This window comes from Rhizobium jaguaris (assembly GCF_003627755.1).
In the GTDB taxonomy this organism is placed as follows: domain Bacteria; phylum Pseudomonadota; class Alphaproteobacteria; order Rhizobiales; family Rhizobiaceae; genus Rhizobium; species Rhizobium jaguaris.
The window spans coordinates 1,085,679-1,103,724 of the sequence record NZ_CP032694.1 but is presented as its reverse complement, the minus strand read 5'-3'; the positions used below and the strand labels follow the sequence as shown (position 1 = coordinate 1,103,724).

The 18,046-nt window shown below is 59.0% G+C and carries 15 protein-coding genes and 1 riboswitch; of the genes, 6 read left to right on the top strand and 9 right to left on the bottom strand.

Annotation, left to right across the window (positions count from 1 at the left end):
- Positions 1-3 precede the first annotated feature (3 nt).
- Together CCGE525_RS05330 and CCGE525_RS05325 are read right to left on the bottom strand one after the other, a co-directional pair.
- Complete coding sequence (locus CCGE525_RS05330) at positions 4-1,248, bottom strand: aromatic ring-hydroxylating oxygenase subunit alpha (RefSeq protein WP_120703378.1); 1,245 nt, start codon at positions 1,246-1,248, stop codon at positions 4-6.
- Between the two features lie 98 nt (positions 1,249-1,346).
- Positions 1,347-1,549: riboswitch (cobalamin riboswitch) on the bottom strand.
- A gap of 217 nt (positions 1,550-1,766) precedes the next feature.
- Complete coding sequence (locus CCGE525_RS05325) at positions 1,767-2,180, bottom strand: ACT domain-containing protein (RefSeq protein WP_120703377.1); 414 nt, start codon at positions 2,178-2,180, stop codon at positions 1,767-1,769.
- A 100-nt stretch (positions 2,181-2,280) separates the two neighbouring features.
- Here CCGE525_RS05325 and CCGE525_RS05320 point away from each other — a divergent pair, with 100 nt between their 5' ends.
- From CCGE525_RS05320 to CCGE525_RS05310, 3 genes are read left to right on the top strand one after another with little or no spacing between them, the layout of a single operon-like run.
- Positions 2,281-2,892 (top strand): DUF6656 family protein, encoded by a 612-nt coding sequence (locus CCGE525_RS05320; RefSeq protein ID WP_120703376.1) that lies wholly within the window; start codon positions 2,281-2,283, stop codon positions 2,890-2,892.
- Positions 2,893-2,950: 58 nt separating this feature from the next.
- Positions 2,951-3,925, top strand: a complete 975-nt coding sequence (locus tag CCGE525_RS05315) for an L-threonylcarbamoyladenylate synthase (protein ID WP_120703375.1) — start codon at positions 2,951-2,953, stop codon at positions 3,923-3,925.
- 34 nt (positions 3,926-3,959) lie between these two features.
- On the top strand, positions 3,960-5,390 hold the full coding sequence (locus CCGE525_RS05310; RefSeq protein WP_120703374.1) for an FAD-binding oxidoreductase: 1,431 nt from the start codon (positions 3,960-3,962) through the stop codon (positions 5,388-5,390).
- 16 nt (positions 5,391-5,406) lie between these two features.
- Here the strand turns inward: CCGE525_RS05310 and phnF are convergent, their stop codons facing one another.
- Positions 5,407-6,141 carry a phosphonate metabolism transcriptional regulator PhnF gene (gene phnF, locus CCGE525_RS05305; RefSeq protein WP_120703373.1) on the bottom strand — a complete coding sequence of 245 codons (735 nt, stop codon included), beginning with the start codon at positions 6,139-6,141 and terminating at the stop codon, positions 5,407-5,409.
- A gap of 72 nt (positions 6,142-6,213) precedes the next feature.
- On the opposite strand from phnF, the gene CCGE525_RS05300 reads away from it, so the two are divergent.
- Entirely contained in the window at positions 6,214-6,765 is a 552-nt protein-coding gene (locus CCGE525_RS05300) for an MOSC domain-containing protein (protein WP_120703372.1), read from the top strand.
- A 77-nt stretch (positions 6,766-6,842) separates the two neighbouring features.
- On the opposite strand, the gene tnpA is transcribed toward CCGE525_RS05300, so the two are convergent.
- The 3 genes from tnpA to CCGE525_RS05285 all read right to left on the bottom strand — a co-directional run bounded on the left by tnpA (position 6,843) and on the right by CCGE525_RS05285 (position 13,179).
- Entirely contained in the window at positions 6,843-7,277 is a 435-nt protein-coding gene (tnpA, locus tag CCGE525_RS05295) for an IS200/IS605 family transposase (RefSeq protein WP_120663694.1), read from the bottom strand.
- 179 nt (positions 7,278-7,456) lie between these two features.
- A complete protein-coding gene (locus CCGE525_RS05290) occupies positions 7,457-10,438 on the bottom strand; it encodes a DNA translocase FtsK (RefSeq protein WP_425375885.1) in 2,982 nt (993 codons plus the stop codon).
- Positions 10,439-10,674: 236 nt separating this feature from the next.
- Positions 10,675-13,179: a DUF1217 domain-containing protein gene (locus tag CCGE525_RS05285; protein ID WP_120706264.1), complete on the bottom strand. Its 2,505-nt coding sequence runs from the start codon at positions 13,177-13,179 to the stop codon at positions 10,675-10,677.
- Between the two features lie 320 nt (positions 13,180-13,499).
- Here CCGE525_RS05285 and CCGE525_RS05280 point away from each other — a divergent pair, with 320 nt between their 5' ends.
- Positions 13,500-14,066: a DUF6101 family protein gene (locus CCGE525_RS05280; RefSeq protein ID WP_120703370.1), complete on the top strand. Its 567-nt coding sequence runs from the start codon at positions 13,500-13,502 to the stop codon at positions 14,064-14,066.
- Between the two features lie 63 nt (positions 14,067-14,129).
- Here the strand turns inward: CCGE525_RS05280 and ubiA are convergent, their stop codons facing one another.
- Both ubiA and CCGE525_RS05270 read right to left on the bottom strand, forming a co-directional pair.
- Positions 14,130-15,092: a 4-hydroxybenzoate octaprenyltransferase gene (gene ubiA, locus CCGE525_RS05275; RefSeq protein ID WP_120703369.1), complete on the bottom strand. Its 963-nt coding sequence runs from the start codon at positions 15,090-15,092 to the stop codon at positions 14,130-14,132.
- A gap of 64 nt (positions 15,093-15,156) precedes the next feature.
- Complete coding sequence (locus CCGE525_RS05270; RefSeq protein WP_120703368.1) at positions 15,157-15,966, bottom strand: MipA/OmpV family protein; 810 nt, start codon at positions 15,964-15,966, stop codon at positions 15,157-15,159.
- Between the two features lie 272 nt (positions 15,967-16,238).
- On the opposite strand from CCGE525_RS05270, the gene CCGE525_RS05265 reads away from it, so the two are divergent.
- Positions 16,239-16,670: a hypothetical protein gene (locus CCGE525_RS05265; RefSeq protein WP_120703367.1), complete on the top strand. Its 432-nt coding sequence runs from the start codon at positions 16,239-16,241 to the stop codon at positions 16,668-16,670.
- 93 nt (positions 16,671-16,763) lie between these two features.
- Here CCGE525_RS05265 and CCGE525_RS05260 read toward each other — a convergent pair whose 3' ends face one another.
- On the bottom strand, positions 16,764-18,023 hold the full coding sequence (locus CCGE525_RS05260; RefSeq protein WP_120703366.1) for a cyclopropane fatty acid synthase: 1,260 nt from the start codon (positions 18,021-18,023) through the stop codon (positions 16,764-16,766).
- Positions 18,024-18,046: the final 23 nt, after the last annotated feature.

Sequence of the window (18,046 nt, the reverse complement as noted above, 5' to 3'; positions counted from 1 at the left end):
AACTCAGGCGACCGCCGACAGCTTGGCCTGATCGCCCTGCAGCCGATTGATCATGAAATTCGTGTACCATTCGACGAACTGCATCACGCCGCCTTCCTGGATTTCCGAATAGGGGCCGGGCTCATAAGCCGGCGAGCGGATGCCGAAGGCATTTTCCTCGACGATGCGGCGGTCCTGGTCGTTGGTTTCCGTCCAGACATGGGTCAATTCATCGAGGTCGTAGTCGACGCCTTCGACCGCATCCTTGTGCACCAGCCATTTGGTGGTGACGGCGGTTTCCTCGGCGCTAATCGGCAGCACGCGGAAGGAAATGGCGTGATCGCCGAGAAGATGGTTCCATGTCGTCGGGTAGTGGAACAGCAGCATCGTGCCGATGTTGTTGATCGTTACATCAGGCGACAGCGGCCGCTTGACGGCGCGCTGACCGGACATGGTGTAGCTTTCAGCCCCTTCGATCAGCGGCATGCGGGTAGTGCGGAACTGACCATCGGGCGACAGCTTGAATTCGCTAGGCAGGCCGGCAGCTTCGCAGCGCCGCCAGTGCTCGGTGATGACGGGATCGCTTATCGCGCCTTGCACGCCGCTGATGGTCGGCGCTTCCGGAAAAGTGCGGCAAAGTTCGGGATGATTGGCGGTGCAGTGGTAACACTCGCGATTGTTCTCCCATACGAGCTTCCAGTTACCCTTCTCGATAATGGTGCTCTGGAAGGCGACCTTGGCCTCGCCGATACGATGCGGCGCCATATAGGGCTCGATCGAAGCGCGGACCGAGGAGAAATCTGGGGCGTTCTTCGCGAGGCAGATGAAGATATAGCCGCCGACGCTTTCGCAATGAACCGGCTTCAGGGAGAACTGGCTCTTGTCGAAATCCTCCGCCATCTGCCGGGCGAAGAGCAGCGAGCCGTCGAGTTCGTAGGTCCACTGGTGATAGGGGCAGACAAGCTTGGCCGAAGAGCCGCGCTCGGACGCGCAGACACGAGAGCCGCGGTGGCGACAGCTATTGTGGAAAGCGCGGATGACCTGATCGCGGCCGCGGACGATAACGACGGGATAGTCGCCGATCTGGACGGTGAAATAATTGCCCGCACGCGGCACTTCGCAATCATGGCCGATAAACAGCCAGTCGCGATAGTAGATCATCTCCATGTCGAGCTTGAAATAATCCTGATCGATGTAGAAAGGCTGCTCCAGGCTGAAACCTTGACGGCGGTTCTTCAATTGCCGCAAAACATTGGTGCTGATATCCATTTGCCTATCCTTGTGCAGTGCCAGGCAGCAGGCAAAGGACGTACACCGGTCGGCCGCGAACGGCTCAACGCGTTGCCCGACCGCCCGCCGCGGTCAGTGAATCTATCGTCCCAAAGGCTGGTTTCCGGGCTCTGGAGCGGTCCGCAAAAAGACCCCATGGCGCCTTCCCAGGCTGTCTCAACCCAGTGGCTTTATCTGCCATGCCTTACTCCACCACCGTTGCGGGGGCAGCGCCGGATTTCGACCGGCTTCCCAATTCTCCGCCTCCCTAGCTGGCGGCACCTTGAGATTGACATCATCATAGCTATCGCCTTGCGCGCCGCTCTGCTGCAATGCGACATGGGCTTCGAAATTGGCGACAGGTGAGATGAAGTTTGGAAACGGGGCAAATATAGTCGCGATAATGCAAACAAATTCAATTTGTTATCGTGTCGCCTGCAAGACGACTGCCTGTGTGAACCGGTCGGCGTTCCACGACGCTTTATCTTGATTGCGACAAAGCGATCGGCGACCTTTTTCTAAAGAGGATCTTGGCCGGCGGAGAGCGCCTTCAGTGCCGCCATGGCACGCTCGGCATCGGCGGTCGGCACGAAGATATGGTCATGATAATAGGCCGCAATGACATTGGCGCTGATGCCCTCGTTTCCGAGCGCCGTGGCAAAGGCGGCGGTCAGCCCGACCGCTTCCAGCGAGGAGTGGACGTCGAGTGTGATCATTCGCATCACGGGTTCAACCGGAAGCCTCTCCTGCCGGGCTGCCTCGATCGGAAGGATCAGTGTCATCCCTTCCTTTTCCTGAAACATCCCGATCGGCTTTAGATGGAAGTACTTTGTCAGCGCGGAAGCGGGCACGCTGCAAAAGACGAATTCACCTTGGACGAGACTCGGTTCCATGCTCGAAATCAACTGTTTGAGATCGGTGATGCCCGGCATGGTTCTGATCCTCTTCAAACTGTCAGCACTCTGCGCTTAAGCCCGGCTCAAGCTAGGCGATCTATCAACTGGTATCCATACCCATACCGTGAGTGCCGCCATGGCCAAGCTCAGATATTTCGACGCCAAAAAGCCCGCAGAACCGGAACCGGAATTGCCGGTGGCCTCCCATAGCGAATTCCTGCGTACCGGCCGCATCAGTCGCGCCAGGACGCATTGGCTGGCCGAAGAACGACGCTATCTCACTTATGAAGAGGTGGCCGAACGCACGGCCAACAAGCTGCGGAACGCCGGGGAAAAAACCCATGACCGGCTGAACAGCTTTCACCAGTCGATCCGTTTTCCGAAGCTGATCTTTCATCACACGCTGAAAGATACGCCGCATCTCGGCTATTGCCATGTCACCGCGGCGCGAACGCAATTCGCGCAGTATGAGGAGGTGAGCTGGGCCTTCTACATCGCCAACTTTTTTGCCCGCATCGGACAGAACGACAATTTCTTTGAAGACATCAGCCTGAAATATTCGCGGATGTATTTTGCCGTCGCCGTCCAGCCGGATCAGGAATCGCCGGAAAAGAAGCTAACGATCAACCGCGAAATCCGGGGGAGCGGCGTGCTCTTCCACACCCATGATCCGCAAATCGCCATCCGCAACGTGCTGCTGCTTGGTGCGCGCAATGAACAGCTCCGCGACATCATTCGCCAGCTTTGATCATTGATCCCCAAACTTGAAAAGCATAAGAACGGCCTGAACTGCAACCGGTCAAGCCATGGCACGACACGTAGACATTCTCCAACACCCTGAAACGGCGATAGCCGAGGCGTCAGCGACACTTGCCGACGGGCTGCCAATCGGGCTGCCGACCGAGACGGTCTATGGTCTCGCCGCCGATGCCACCAATCCGGCAGCGATCACCCGAATCTACGAGACCAAAGGCCGGCCGCGCTTCAATCCGCTGATCTGCCACATGAGCGATCTCGCCATGGCGGAACGATATGCGATCTTCGACCCGATCTCGCGAAAACTGGCAGAAGCCTTCTGGCCCGGCCCACTGACCCTTGTGCTGCCTCTGCGACCGGGAAGCGATATTCACCCTCTGGCGACGGCGGGGCTCGATACGGTCGGCATCCGCGTTCCCCAGGGTTTTGCCGGCGAGCTGATCCGCGCCTTCGGACGGCCACTCGCCGCCCCCAGCGCCAATACATCCGGCAAGATCAGCGCTACCAGCGCCGACCATGTTCATGATGATCTCGGCGAGAGGATTTCGCTGATCCTCGATGCCGGTGCTTCCGTCGTCGGTGTCGAATCGACAATCGTCAAGGTCGAGGAAGGCGAGATGCGCCTGCTGAGGCCGGGTGGACTGGCGGCAGAGGAGATCGAGCGGGTCGCGGGCCAGCCACTCAAACGCAAGAACGGCGCATCGCCGGCCATCGAAGCGCCGGGCATGCTTGCCTCGCATTATGCGCCAGGTGCCGCCGTGCGGCTCGATGCGACTGCTGTTTCGCCGGGCGAGGCACTGATCCGTTTCGGCCGGCCAGACATCGCCGGTGCGGAGAATGCCGCCATCGTGCTCGATCTCAGCCCGTCCGGCGATCTCGCGGAAGCCGCGGCCAACCTCTTCGACTTTATGAAACGCGCTGACGGCAGCGGCGCTGCGATCATCGCCTTTTCCAGCATTCCCGACGAAGGCCTCGGCGAGGCCATCAACGACCGGCTGCGCCGTGCAGCCGCGCCCAGAGAGTAAATCCGGTCAAAAACAAATCGGCAAAGGACACGCCATGAGCAGCTCCGCCCCCTCCTCCGCTCTTCTCGACCGCTTTGCCGCCATCGTCGGCGAAAAGCATGTGTTGCGGGAGGCGGCTGACATCGCGCCGCATCTCATCGAAAACCGTGGCCTCTATCACGGCACATCGCCGCTGCTCCTGAAGCCGGGCTCGGTGGAAGAGGTTTCCGCCATCCTGAAGCTTGCCGGCGAGACCGGCACGGCGATCGTGCCGCAGACCGGCAATACGGGCCTTGTCGGCGGCCAGACGCCGCGCGAAGGTGGCTCCGACATCATTCTCTCGCTGGAGCGCATGAACCGCATCCGCGATATCGATCCGGTGGGCAATACCATGGTCGTCGATGGCGGTTGCATCCTGGCGGACGTGCAGAAAGCAGCGGAAGAGCATGGCCGCATGTTTCCGCTGTCGCTCGGCTCCGAGGGCTCCTGCCGCATCGCCGGCAATCTTTCCACCAATGCCGGCGGCACGGCCGTTCTAGCCTACGGCAACATGCGCCAGCTCTGCCTCGGCCTCGAAGTGGTGTTGCCGACCGGCGAGATCTGGAACGGCCTCCGGCGGCTGAAGAAGGATAATACCGGCTACGATCTGCGCGACCTCTTCATCGGTGCCGAGGGAACCCTCGGCGTCATCACCGGCGCCGTGCTGAAGCTTTTCCCGCAGCCGCTCGGCCATCAGGTGGCCTTTGCCGGCATTCAATCTGTCGAGGACGCGCTGACGCTGTTCAAGAATGCGTCCAGCCTCTGCGGCCCGGCGCTGACCGGCTTCGAACTGATGCCGCGCATCGGCGTGGAGTTCACCGTCCGCAACATTCCAGGTGTGCGCGATCCGTTGGAAACGAGCCATCCCTGGTATGTGCTGATCGATATCTCCACTTCGGATTCGGCCGAAACGGCAGAGCGGATGATGGCGACGCTGCTGGAACAGGGATACGAGGCCGGTCTGGTCCAGGATGCGACCATCGCCAGCTCCGAGGCGCAGCAGAAGGCACTATGGCATATGCGCGAGAGCATGTCGGACGCGCAGAAGCCGGAAGGCGGCTCGATCAAGCACGATGTCTCCGTTCCGGTCGCGCAGATCCCGAAATTCATGCACGAGGCGGAGACGGCCGTGATGGCGGCCATGCGCGGCGCCCGCATCTGCGCCTTCGGCCACATGGGCGACGGCAACATCCACTACAACATCTCTCAGCCTGTTGGAGCCGACAAGGCGGAGTTCATCGGCCGTTGGCGCGAAATGAATAAGATCGTGCACGGGCTGGTGCTGCAACATGGCGGCTCGATCTCCGCCGAGCACGGCATCGGTCAATTGAAGCGCGACGAGCTGGCCTCGATCCGCCCCGAAATCGAGATGGACCTGATGCGGCGGATCAAGATGGCATTCGACCCAGCCGGGATCATGAACCCGGGGAAGGTTCTCAAGGTCTGATATCCAGTCAGCGACCTTAGACCGTCACGACAACCCGCTCAGAGGCGAAGCAGCCGATCTGGCAGGAAATGATCGTGCCGGCGGCATCGACGTCTTCGCCGGCATAGGCAAGCACCGGTGTCAGGCGCGATTGCTGCAGGAGGCGCGCCTCGGCTTCGGTCGGCATGCGCGCCGTGATATCGGTGGAGCGGCGCCAATAGTCAGTGACGCCATAATCCTTCAGCGCCGCCGTGAAAGAGCCCATTGCGCTGAACTTCTCCGCCAGGCGGGGGAAACGTTTGGCTGAGCAACTGCGTATGACGACCGAGACGGGAAGCTCGTCGGCATAGGCGACCACGCACATCTCCAGCACCGCCTCACCCGGCTGCAGATTCAATCTCAAGGCAATATCGGCATTTGGCGGAACTTCCCTGGCCGAGAGAACCTTGCGCGTGAGATTTGCATCTGTCGCGGTCAGATCCTTGCTGAATCTCACCTTGTTGCCCAATTGAAAGTGAACAGGCATGTCGGCACGGACATAGGCGCCACTTCCGCGCGCCACGCGCAGCAGCCCCTCCCCCTCCAACTCGGCGATCGCGCGGCGCATCGTCACCCGCGAAACGCCGAACCGTTCGGACAAGGCGCGCTCGCTCGGCAAGCGGCTACCCGGCGCATGCTCGCCCTTGTCGATGGCGCTTCGCAGCTCCGCGGCCACGACCGCCCAACCTCCGCCCGCTTTCAAGCCTTTGCCCTCCCGATTTTTCTCATCCATCACAATTCTGCCGCCTTGAAATTGGTATATACCAATTTATAAAGATCTGGATTGTTTATGGAAGGGTTGGGCATGACCGACAAGCGGATATATGTGACATCAGTCAGCAGCAGCGACGTACATGGTTTCAGCAAGCAGAACCGGGATCATATCCAACTGCTGACGGGGCTCGGCGTGGAAGGCGACGCGCATATGGGGGTCACGGTGAAGCACCGCTCGCGCGTCGCAGTCGATCCGACTCAACCCAATCTGCGCCAGGTACATCTCATCCATGCAGAGTTGTTCGACGAACTCACCGAAAAGGGATTTTCCGTCGCCGCGGGCGACATGGGCGAGAACATCGCGACCAGAGGAATCGATCTGCTGTCCCTGCCTCAGCGCACGCGCCTGCATATCGGCGACGAAGCGATCGTGGAGGTGACCGGGCTGCGCAATCCCTGCAAACAGATCGACGATTTCCAGAAGGGCCTGCTTCACGCTGTGCTCGATCGCGATGCTGACGGCGGCCTGATCCGCAAGGCCGGTATCATGAGCATCGTCTTACGGGGCGGCCGGGTGCAGCGCGACGATGCCATCCGGGTCGAGCTGCCGGCGCTGCCGCACATCAAGCTCGAGCGCGTCTGATAAAAAGTCATAACCTCCACCAAAGGTGGAGGTTTGAAACGCTGCGCTTGAACCGCTAGAAGCGGTTTTGTTAGCGCTTAGTAGCTACGATTGAAGAGGTCGGCAAAGTCGGAAGCTTTGTCGGCCTTTTCCTGATTACGGATATATTGTCTGACGACCTGCTCGTTGTAGCCCGTCGTCGATACGAAATACCCGCGCGCCCAAAAGTGATAACCCTTGTAGCGGCGCTTGCGCGCATATTTGTTGGCAACGTAAAGGGCTGTCTTGCCCTTCAAAAAGCCGACAATATGCGCAACCGAGTATTTCGGCGGGATCGATATCAACATATGCACATGGTCGGGCATCAAATGACCCTCTTCGATCTGGCAGCCTTTCTGCTGTGCCAGCCGACGTAAGAGTTCTCCCAACTCACGCCGTACGTCCCCGTAGAGTCTTTTCGTTCGGTATTTGCTGCCAAAAACAACGTGATACTTGCAGTCCCACGTCGCATGCGAGAGCGTTTGCTCATCCATAGAACCTCCTTGTTCGAAGTCTGGGCCGCGCCAGCGGTTCAAGCAGGAGGTCTCTCAACTACCGTGTAGAACTCGTCCAGTCCTCCACCATAGGTGGAGGTTTATTTATGGGTATAAGAAAAGCGGCCTTCCATGGGAAAGCCGCTTCGAATATCGCGCCTGCGTGGCCACCGGGCGGATCAATCAAAATCGTCCTGGCCCGAATTGCCGCCGCCATTGCGATTGCCCGAGATGATCTCGCGCTTGCCGACATGGTTGGCGGGGCCGACGAGACCGTCCTTCTCCATGCGCTCGACGAGCGAGGCAGCGCGGTTGTAGCCGATGCCGAGGCGGCGCTGGATGTAGGAAGTCGAGCACTTCTTGTCGCGCATGACGACCTTGATCGCCTGCTCATAAAGATCGTCGCCGTCTTCCGACGCGATCGCGCCCTTGTCGAAGACAGCCGTGTCTTCTTCCTCGTCTGCTTCATCCTCGTCGGCGGTGACCGTGTCGAGATATTCCGGCCGGCCCTGCAGCTTCAGGTGCGCGACGACCTTCTCGACTTCCTCGTCCGAGACAAAGGGACCGTGGACGCGGGAAATGCGTCCGCCACCGGCCATGTGCAGCATGTCACCCTGACCGAGCAGCTGTTCGGCACCCTGTTCGCCGAGGATTGTGCGGCTGTCGATCTTCGACGTCACCTGGAAGGAGATGCGGGTCGGGAAGTTTGCCTTGATCGTGCCGGTGATGACATCGACGGAGGGGCGCTGCGTCGCCATGATCAGGTGGATGCCGGCCGCCCGCGCCATCTGGGCCAGACGCTGGATCGCACCTTCGATTTCCTTGCCGGCGACCATCATCAGGTCGGCCATTTCGTCGACGATGACGACGATGTAGGGCATCGGCGTCAAGTCCATTTCCTGTTGCTCTTCGATCGGAGCACCGGTGCCCTTGTCGAAGCCGGTCTGGACCATGACGTGGATCGTCTCACCCTTTTCGCGGGCCGAGGCGACACGGCTATTATAGCCGTCGATGTTGCGGACTCCGAGGCGCGACATCTTGCGATAGCGGTCCTCCATCTCGCGCACCGCCCATTTCAGCGCCATCACGGCCTTCTTGGGATCGGTGACGACGGGGGTCAAAAGATGCGGGATGCCGTCGTAGACGGAGAGTTCCAGCATCTTCGGATCGACCATGATCAGGCGGCACTGCTCCGGCGTCATGCGATAGAGTAGCGACAGGATCATGGTGTTGATGGCGACCGACTTGCCCGAGCCGGTGGTGCCTGCAACAAGCAGATGCGGCATCTTGGCGAGTTCGGCGATGACGGGCTCTCCGCCGATGGTCTTGCCGAGACCGAGTGCCAGCTTGTAGCCGCTCTTCTCGAAATCGGCCGACTCGATCATTTCGCGGAAGTAGACGGTCTCGCGGGTAACGTTCGGCAGTTCGATACCGATGACATTGCGGCCGGGGACGACCGCAACGCGAGCCGAAAGCGCTGACATCGAGCGGGCAATGTCGTCGGCAAGGTTGATGACGCGCGAGGATTTGACGCCGGGAGCCGGCTCGAATTCGTAGAGCGTCACGACCGGGCCGGGACGAACATGGATGATCTCGCCCTTGACGCCGAAATCCTCGAGCACGCTTTCAAGAAGGCCGGCATTCTGTTCCAGCGTTTCCTGCGTCATGATCACGCCGGACCGGGCGACCGGCTCTTGCAATAGCTCGCGCGGCGGAAACTCGTATTCTCCGTCAGCGGTGCGGGCGATCGGGCGCCACTCCGCCGGAGTGAGGGCGGCGGGCCTGCGCGGCGCGATCTGCGATGGTGGCGGATCGATCAGGCGCTGCTTGGCGGCTTCCACAGCGGGAACGACCGGTTTTGCTTCGACAACGGGAGCAGCAGCAGTAGCCGGCGCCGATGTCCGAACCGGCATAGGAGCAACGACCATAACCGGCGCGGGCGACGGTGTGCTCGATGCTGGAGCAGGCTGCGGCTCGGCAGCGGTCTCGGCTTCATTGCTATAGACGGCCGAAACGAAGGATGGCGGAACGAAGGCTACAGGCTCGATCTTTTCCAGTTCGGTAACGGCCGGCTCAGCCGCTTCGGCCACTGCTGGCACGACGGGCGCCAATGCAATGGCCTCCAGCGCAGCAAGCTCGTCGATCACCAATGCGCTGGTCGAGGCAGCTTCCGCAACAGGCTGAGGTTCAGCCGCCACGACGACGGCAACATCTTGCGAAACAACAGTCTCTTGCTGCATCGCGGCGGCAGGTGCCGGACGGCGGCACTCGACGACACGGAACTTCGCGACGATCGATTCGGCGTCGGCTTGCACCTCGGGAATGAGCACCGGCTGAACCGGCGTTCCCTTGATGGCGGAAAGGAATTCGCTTTCGAAGGGCATGGCGTCCCAGAAGGCGAAATCGGAGAGATGGGCGAGCCGCGACTCGACCACAGGCGCGGCGACGGGTTGTTCTACTTTCGGCAGTGACGGCGAGGCATCCAGCGCGATCGCGGGAGCCTTATGAAATGCGGTAGCGATGACGGTCATCTCCAATGCGTCCGGCTGCATCGCCGGAGATTTCTGAATTACGGTAGGCTTGTAGGTCTCCGCTGCGAGGGGCATGCCTTCCCATGGCGGCAGATGGAATTCGGCCGACTGTTCCTCTTGCGGAATTTCAATCGACACGGCTGATTCGATTACAGGCGGTTCTATGACCCGCATCGCGGCATAGTTCACCGTCGAGGGCATCAAGACGGGCGCATGCTCCGCGGGTGGGCGCCGGCTGATGATCTCGGCCTCACGCGTACGGGTGAACCGGACGTTCGGCCCCATCAGAAATGCATTTTGCCAGCCGGGCGAAGCAAGTTCCTCGGCCGAGATCCCATGCGGCGTGACAGGCATGATCGGGCCGCTCGCCGCAGTGCTGGCTTGCAAAGCCTCTACGATCGGTTTGGGTGCTGCGGCGATCCGCAGCCGTGCCTCTTCGGCAAGCCGCAATTCTTCGGCGCGACGCCGTTCCTCTGCTTGACGCTTCGCTTCGCGCGCGTTGCGGATCTTCTCTTCCAGAAAAGCGCGACGCGCGGCAATCTGCTCGGCTCGGCGTGCTTCCTCCGCGACCTGTTCAGGGGCCGACTCGCCCTCCGGCTGGAAGCCCGTTGCCGCATTCGAAATGTTCATTCGGGAAAGACGCATGAGACCTGCAACCCAGTCATTGATATTGCCGATGGCTTCACAAATCGAATAGGGCAAAGACGGTTAATAAGTTCCTTCTTATCGGCGCCGAAGGCACTTATTCCGAGTCTCCTGACTAGTAGAGCGCTCCATATCGGCACGGCTGCAACAGACGCGCGAAGTTGCTCTCGCGCCGCATATCAAGGCAGCCCGAACCGGGCACCATTTTTAGGATTCATTCGCTATTTATTGGAAAGCTGCGCGATCGAGAGCAGCGTATCGGCGCTGATGCCGACGTTTGAGGAACCGGTGAGAATCGATAGAGCCGGCGAGGTCGACGATGTGGTGTTATTCGCCAAATCGTACATCGCGGAGAACCGCTGCATGAGCTTACTGACCTTGTCCGGGTCCTGCAGGTCGGTGACATTGATATATTTACCCAGCAGCTTGGCCTGCTGAGTGACATCCATCGACGAGATCGAACTCGACAGGCTGAAGGTCGTCTGGATGACTTGGTAGAGTGCGCTATCGCCCATGATATCGTAGATGGAATGGATATCCGGTGCCTTGCGCTGGAAGTAGAGGGCCAAGCGCACGCCCGCGTTGGTCTGCCCCTGCTGATCCTCAAGGGTCTGGTGCAGGAACAGGTCATTGGTCTGCGCGATTGCGCCCTGATTCTGTGCCGTGCCCAGTTTCGTGTCGGTCAGGTTTCCCTTCGTGTCGAAATTGAATGCCTCGACGATATTCTTGAACTGAGCCCCATCAGCCGTGTTGACGAAGCTCTTGGAATCCGACGGATCGGAAGCGAAGGCCTTCTTCAGCGTCGCGGTGGTGACCTTCTTCGGATCGATGCCGTTGGCGGTCAGGATGAAATTAGTAAGCTTGCTGTCGGCGAGAAGGTCGGTAACACTGGTGATCTTGACGATATTTGTCGCAAAATAGGTACCGGCAGTCTTTGCGTCGCTGGTGGCCTTTGTCGCCTGAGCACCCGTCAGTCCTTCCGTGCTGCGGCTGGAATATTCGGAGATGTAGTTATTGATCTGCGTCTGTGACAAAGCCTGGACCGGCGCCTTCAGCTTGCCATCGCTGCCGAAATTGAAGGCCTCGGCAAGTTTGGTGAAACGCGAGTCCTTCAGCGAGCTGACATAGCTCTTCGAATCGTAGGGATCGCTTTCGAGAACCTTCTTCATCTGCGTTTGCGACATCTCGTCTGGGCTAATGCCGTAAGCGCGCAGCGCCATTTGGTAGAGCTCGGGAAGAGAGTCATTGGACTGGTTGCTGTCTGCGGCCGCATTGGTGGCGAAGAACTCATCGATATTCTTCACGCTGGTAATGCGGTTCTTGTAATTGTTGACTGCGTTGGTTGTCAAAGACGACTGCGACGTCTTGTACTTCGTCATATAGGCGGTCGACTGCGCATTGATGGCGTCCTGGGACTGCGCGGTATCCCCGGTCGCCAAGGTGCCGTCCGTCTGGAAGTTGAACGCCGCAACAACATTGGTGAGGCCAAAAATAGAGGCGGTGGTGGGGTCGGCGAAGGCGTTTTTGAACACAATAGCAGGGGTGGTCGGATCGACCCCATAGGCCGTCTTGATGTAATCGAACAGCCGGGTGTCCGAGGTCAGTTGGTCGACCGAGGTGATGGAGCCGATGTGATCCTTGTAATAAAGATCGTTATCGGTGGCGCCGACATCGGTCGTGAACGACGGAACGGTGGAATTGTAGGCGCTCATGACATCGGCCGTCTGGCCGAGCGTCTGTGGGCCGCCCGGATAATTGGTTGCATAGGCTGACGTCGTCGCGCTTAGCTGAGTGGCGGTCTGCGCTTGCTCGCCGCTGGCGACCGTGCCGTCGGCCTGGAAATTGAACTGCGCGATCACATCCGTGAGCCCATTCGTCTTCGCGACACCCGCATCCTTGGCCGAAGCATTGAATTGGTCGGCGGTGATATAGACCGGGATGCCGAAGGCGGTTTTGACATAGTCGAACAGCTTGGGATTGGAAGTGAGCTGATCGACGGATGTGATCGTGCTGATTTGGTTCTGATAGTAGGTCGTATCGGCGGCCGCCGTCGATGTCTTCACCGTTCCGTCGGCGTTGAAATTGAATTCCGCGACCATCGCCTTGTCGGCGGCGCTGCCGTTCTGATTTACGAAGCTGTTCGGATCGCTGACATCACTCGTCAGCATCTGTTTCAGGATTGAATTCGACACATATGTCGGATCGATCCCATAGGCCTGCAGGACATAGTTTCTGAGGCGCGTGTTTCCGAGGAGATCATCCACGGTTTTAACGTCGCTGATGTGCTGGCTGTAATAATTTGTTTCGGTCTGGGCGTTGGTTTCCTCAGTCGTAAAGGACTGCTGATAAAGGCCGACCAGATCGTCTTCCTGTTCACTGGTTTGCGCCGTCTTATCGCTGCTCGTGCCGAAATTGAACGCCGCGGCGAATTCCTTGTAGCGCGGATCCGTCAGCTTGTTTGCGAAACTGCTGGAGTCGCTGAGGTCGCTGGTCAGCACCTGTTTCATAAAGGCCTTGGCATAGGTCATGTCCGAAAGACCGTAGGCTTCCATCGCATAGCTATAGAGCTGATAGTCGTTCATGAAATCGTCGACATTTTTGACCTTGCCAATATTGGCATTGTAATAGTCGATCTCGCGCTTGTTCTGCGCTTGCGATGCCACCTGATTGAGCGTCGTCGCCATATTCCTGGTCGCGATCGAATAGCCAAGATAGGTGGATATCATCAGCGTGAACCCCAATAAATCTCTAATATACGCAAGCGAATCTGTCGGTAGTATCGCAGTTAAACCTTACCCGAGACTTACAATACTTCAGCCGTTACGTGCATCAGACCGGCACAACCGATTTTGCCGTGCATTCACTTTATGGAAACCCTGATGCATTCGATTTTGCTAACCATTTGAGGACGCAAAGTTTTCTTAACCGCGATTTTTAAGCTGTCTGGAAGAGCCGCCGCCTAATCTGCATCCCAACGAGAGGACAAAAAGTTCTCCGTAAGAAGACCGGAAAACCGGCTCTCAGGTAAAGCAAGGGTAGAGATTAGATGACAAATACCGTCCTGAAGCCCGATTGGGCTGGAACCACACTGCGGCTTGATCCGACGCGCTTTCCGCAACAGGTCAGCTATGCCATGCGCGGTGCCGCGGGTGATGTCACCATCACGATCGACGAGCGCGGCGCGGTGCTGCGCAAGATTTTACCGTCCAGCGGCCTGCCGCTGTCGGTCGCACTGCCGAAGCGTGCCTTCAAAGGCGTTGCCGCCCGCGCCATAGACCATGGCGACGGCGAAGTCACGGTGACGCTGGAGCTGCATCATGAGGATCCCGACCTCTGCATCCCCCTCCTCGTCGCCCATGATCTGAGCGACATCGCCGCCGACTGGCGTTCATGGTCGGAAGCCTTCCGCATTCCGATGCTGATGATCGAAGCCGATGGCATCGCGCGTCCGCTGGAAGAGCATCTGGGCGGGGTTTCCACCCGCGATATCCAGCCCCGTCGCCGCCACTCGTATTTCGCCAATCGCCGCCCACGCTTCCTCGTGCGCCGCACGACCGGCAAACTCGGCATCAAGATGAAGATCGAAGGCCGCGAGATCATCGCGCGGAGTTAAACCTTTCGTCGATCACCTCCCGAATCAAAGCCCGGCATCCCAGCGCCGGGCTTTGTACTTTCATCAGGGAACGAGGAATAGAAACGACAGAAAGAGGCCGGCGAAGATGATAAGGCCGACCTTGCTGTTGGACTTGAACAGGGCCAGACACTGTTGCGCATCGTTGATGTCGAGCACAGCGATCTGAAAGGCGAACATGCCGCCGGCAACGAGAAGGCCGACATAAGAGAGCCACCCTGCCCCCGCCAGCGCAAAGGACAACAGCATCAGCACCAGCGATACACCATAAAAGCCGATCAGCCAGAGGCGCGTCCTGTCGCCGAAGAGCCGGGCTGTGGAGCGCACGCCGATCAGTTCGTCATCCTCCTTGTCCTGATGGGCATAGATCGTATCATAGCCAATCGTCCATAGAATGGCGGCGGCATAAAGCACGATGGGGGCGAGCGACAGGCTGCCGAACAGCCCGGCCCAGCCCATCAATGCACCCCAGGAAAACGCCAGCCCAAGGCAGAACTGCGGCCAGTCGGTAAAACGCTTGGCAAAGGGATAGAGCGCGACGACGGCAAGCGACAATACGCCGAGAACGACGGCAAACCAGTTGAACTGGAGCAGGACCAGCAGGCCGACCAGCGCCTGCAGCGCCGTAAAGGCCTTCGCTTGCCAGCGCGTCACGCGGCCGGACGGCAACGGGCGCGAGCGCGTGCGGGCGACTTCCATATCAATCTCATGATCGACCAGATCATTATAGGTACAGCCGGCGCCGCGCATGGCAACGGCGCCGATGAAATAGAGTATGAGGTGGTAGATCAGCAGAAAACCGGGCGAGATCTGGCCCGACGCTACAGCGGCGTTGGCCGCCAACGCGGCCGACCAGAAGCATGGCCACATCAAAAGCTGCCAGCCGATTGGCCTGTCCCAGCGCGCGAGCTGCGCATAGGGCCAGAGCGCCGGGGGCAGGATGCGGTAGACCCAGTTGCCGGACGGCGCGTCAGCGACGCGCCCGTTGATGTCGCCTGTATTTTGCATAAGCGACTAGTAGTGACATCTGGAGCCCGCGGTCAAGCGGCGGGGCTGCAGCCCCGTTCTTTTCTCAATTCAGCGTGAAATTGAACTTGTAGCTGGCTGAGACACCAACCAGCAACTGGTTGCGATCGCCGCGCTCACGCACGAGGCTGCTATCGGCCGCCGGGCCCGTCAGGCGGCTATATTCGACGAAAGCGCTGGTGGTCCAGTTCTGCGTCGCCTTCCAGGTCAGCGCGCCGCCGGCGCCGACCGACTTCACACCGCCACCCGGATTGTAGCGGCCGAGGCCTGATGCAGCCGACTCCTTGGCGTTAACACCATAATAGGTGTCGAAATAATCGGCGGAGGCGAGCGTCATGCGCGGACCGCCAGAAAGGCGCAATTCCGGCGTGATATCGGTGAAGGCGTCGACGGCGGCATCGGCGACGATGCCGCTATGCGCGCGAATACCCTGCCGGACTTCGACGCGGGCGCGCAGCCAGTCCGTCGGGTAGGCTTCGACGAAACCACCGGCTTCGACACCCCACTTGACCTTCTTCAGGCCCTTCAACTCGTGACCGTCGCTGGAATCCCGACTCGGCACGAATTTGCCGACAATGCCGGCTCGGATGCCGTCATTATCGATGAACGCAAAAGAGGGATTGTCGTTGCGCGAAGAGAATCGCGGGCCGGGGCCTTGCTTTCCAACCGAGACCAGCGGCGACCATTGCAGCCTGTTGTGTTTGCTGCCTTCGAATTTTGGCGCGGTGAAACCGGCTGCACCGACGCTTAGATACCAATCACCCGACCAAAAATGCTGACCGTCCCCGGCCGAAGCGGCGCCCGCAGAGGCGGCAAACAGACCAAGGGTGAAAAACAAACGCGATTTCGCAAACACTGTGCAACTCCATAATACGCAATACAAAAGAGCCATATAGGCCCTCAGAGTTGCCGCAAATTATTCGGATCGCGTTACCGCTCTCTTAACCAAACACGACTGAATTTCAGGGATGACAGTGAAATATTAGGCGCGGTTTACATCAACTCACGACTGCGCTGATGTGTCGCGGTGATTTAACTCCGGCACATTACTCAATCAAAAGTAACCGGCAGGCCCGTCCGGAGCGTAAGTAATTCTTTACTAATATTCAAACCAATTAAGAGAGCGGAATGAAACCTATATCCTTGATTTCTCTCAGTGCATTTGTCGGCATCTGCATGGCGCTTTCAGGCTGCGTCAGCACGCCACTCGATGGCGCCAAGCAAAACCAATATTCCCACAGAGCCATCTCCGGCAAAAAGACGGCGCTTGGAATGGTCGCTTCGGTGAAGCGGGATTGCACTTTCAATTCCTATCCCTACACGGGAATCATCAAGCAACCCGCCCATGGCAAAGTCACGTTCGAACATGGCCCGGTTCGCGTTAAATACGACAAGGACAGCGACGTTTACATCTGCAGCGGCAAGCAGGTTGAAGGCACCACGGTATACTACACCTCCGATCCCGGCTTCACCGGCACGGATCAGTTCACCATGCGCTTGACGGTGTTGTACGCAAATAAAGTCAACGACGAGAATCTGACCGTTCAAGTGGTCAAATGACACGCGTGCTGTCGCCGCCTGGCGGGAGGAAAACAAAACACCGGGCTCATGGGTTTCCATGGCCCGGCGCGACTCAAAAATAACAGCGGGCGTTTAGAACGTCACCTTTTCCAGCGGCGCACGGGTCGCCTCGAATTCCCTGAGCTTTGCTTCCCGCTCGGCAATGTAGTTGCGGTTGTCGGGAACGGCGAACTGGTTTTTGGAAATCTGGATCTGCATGATGAAGAGTTCATCCCAGCGGAAGCCCATCTCCGAGCCGGCCAGATAGAACTCCCACATGCGGAAAAACTTTTCATCGTAGAGCGCGACAGCGTCGGCCTTACGCGCCACGAAACGATTGCGCCAGTGCCGTAGCGTATGGGCGTAATGCATCGGCAGGATTTCGACATCCTTGACCAGAAGCCCCGCCTTCTCCAGCGGCGGCGTGGTCTCGCCAACCGACGGGATATAGCCGCCCGGGAAAATATACTTTTCGATGAAGGCGTTTGTCGCAAAGCTCGGCTTCGGACGGGCGATGGAATGCAGCACCATGACCCCGTTATCGTCGAGCAATTCGGCAACCTTGCGGAAGAACTTGCCATAGTCGCCGATGCCGACATGCTCGAACATGCCCACCGAGACGATACGGTCGAACTTCTTGCCCGTCAAATAGCGGTAGTCCTGAAGCTCGAAGCGCATGCGGTCTGACAGTCCGCGCTTGGCGGCGCGATCGCGCGAAACTTTGAGCTGCTCTTCGCTGAGCGTAATGCCGGTGAAATCGAGGCCGGGGTTGGCTTCGGCAAGATACATGCCCATGCCGCCCCAGCCGGAACCGATCTCCAGAACGCGCTGGCCGGGCTCGACCAGGAGCTTGGCGGCGATATGGCGCTTCTTGGCCACCTGCGCCTCGTCCAGGCTGATGCCCGGCGGCACGAAATAGGCACAGGAATACTGCCAGTCCTCGTCGAGGAAGAGATCAAACAACTTGGCCGACAGATCGTAGTGATGCGCAACATTGTATTTATTGCGGTTGATCGGCGAGCGGCTCTTGATCTGCTGCCAGGCGATGCGGCCAATCAGCAGCGCCGCCATGCGCAGGTCAAAGATTTCGTTGGTGGTGTTCTGCTTCACCAAAGAGAGGAATTCATAGATATCCCCCTGCTCGAGAATGAAGCGCCCTTCCATATACATTTCGCCAAGCTTCAGGGTCGGATCGCGCGCAATCGCGTCTTCCGCCTGCTGGTCGGCCACGCGAACGGCGACTGTTTCGCCGGACCCATCGCCGATCATGTGCGTCTCGCCGGAAGCGAGCGTAAGTTTCAGGGAGCCTTTACGGATGATTTTCTTGACAATCGAGAAGAGTGCCGACGCCATGGACGCCTCGCATATGATGACAT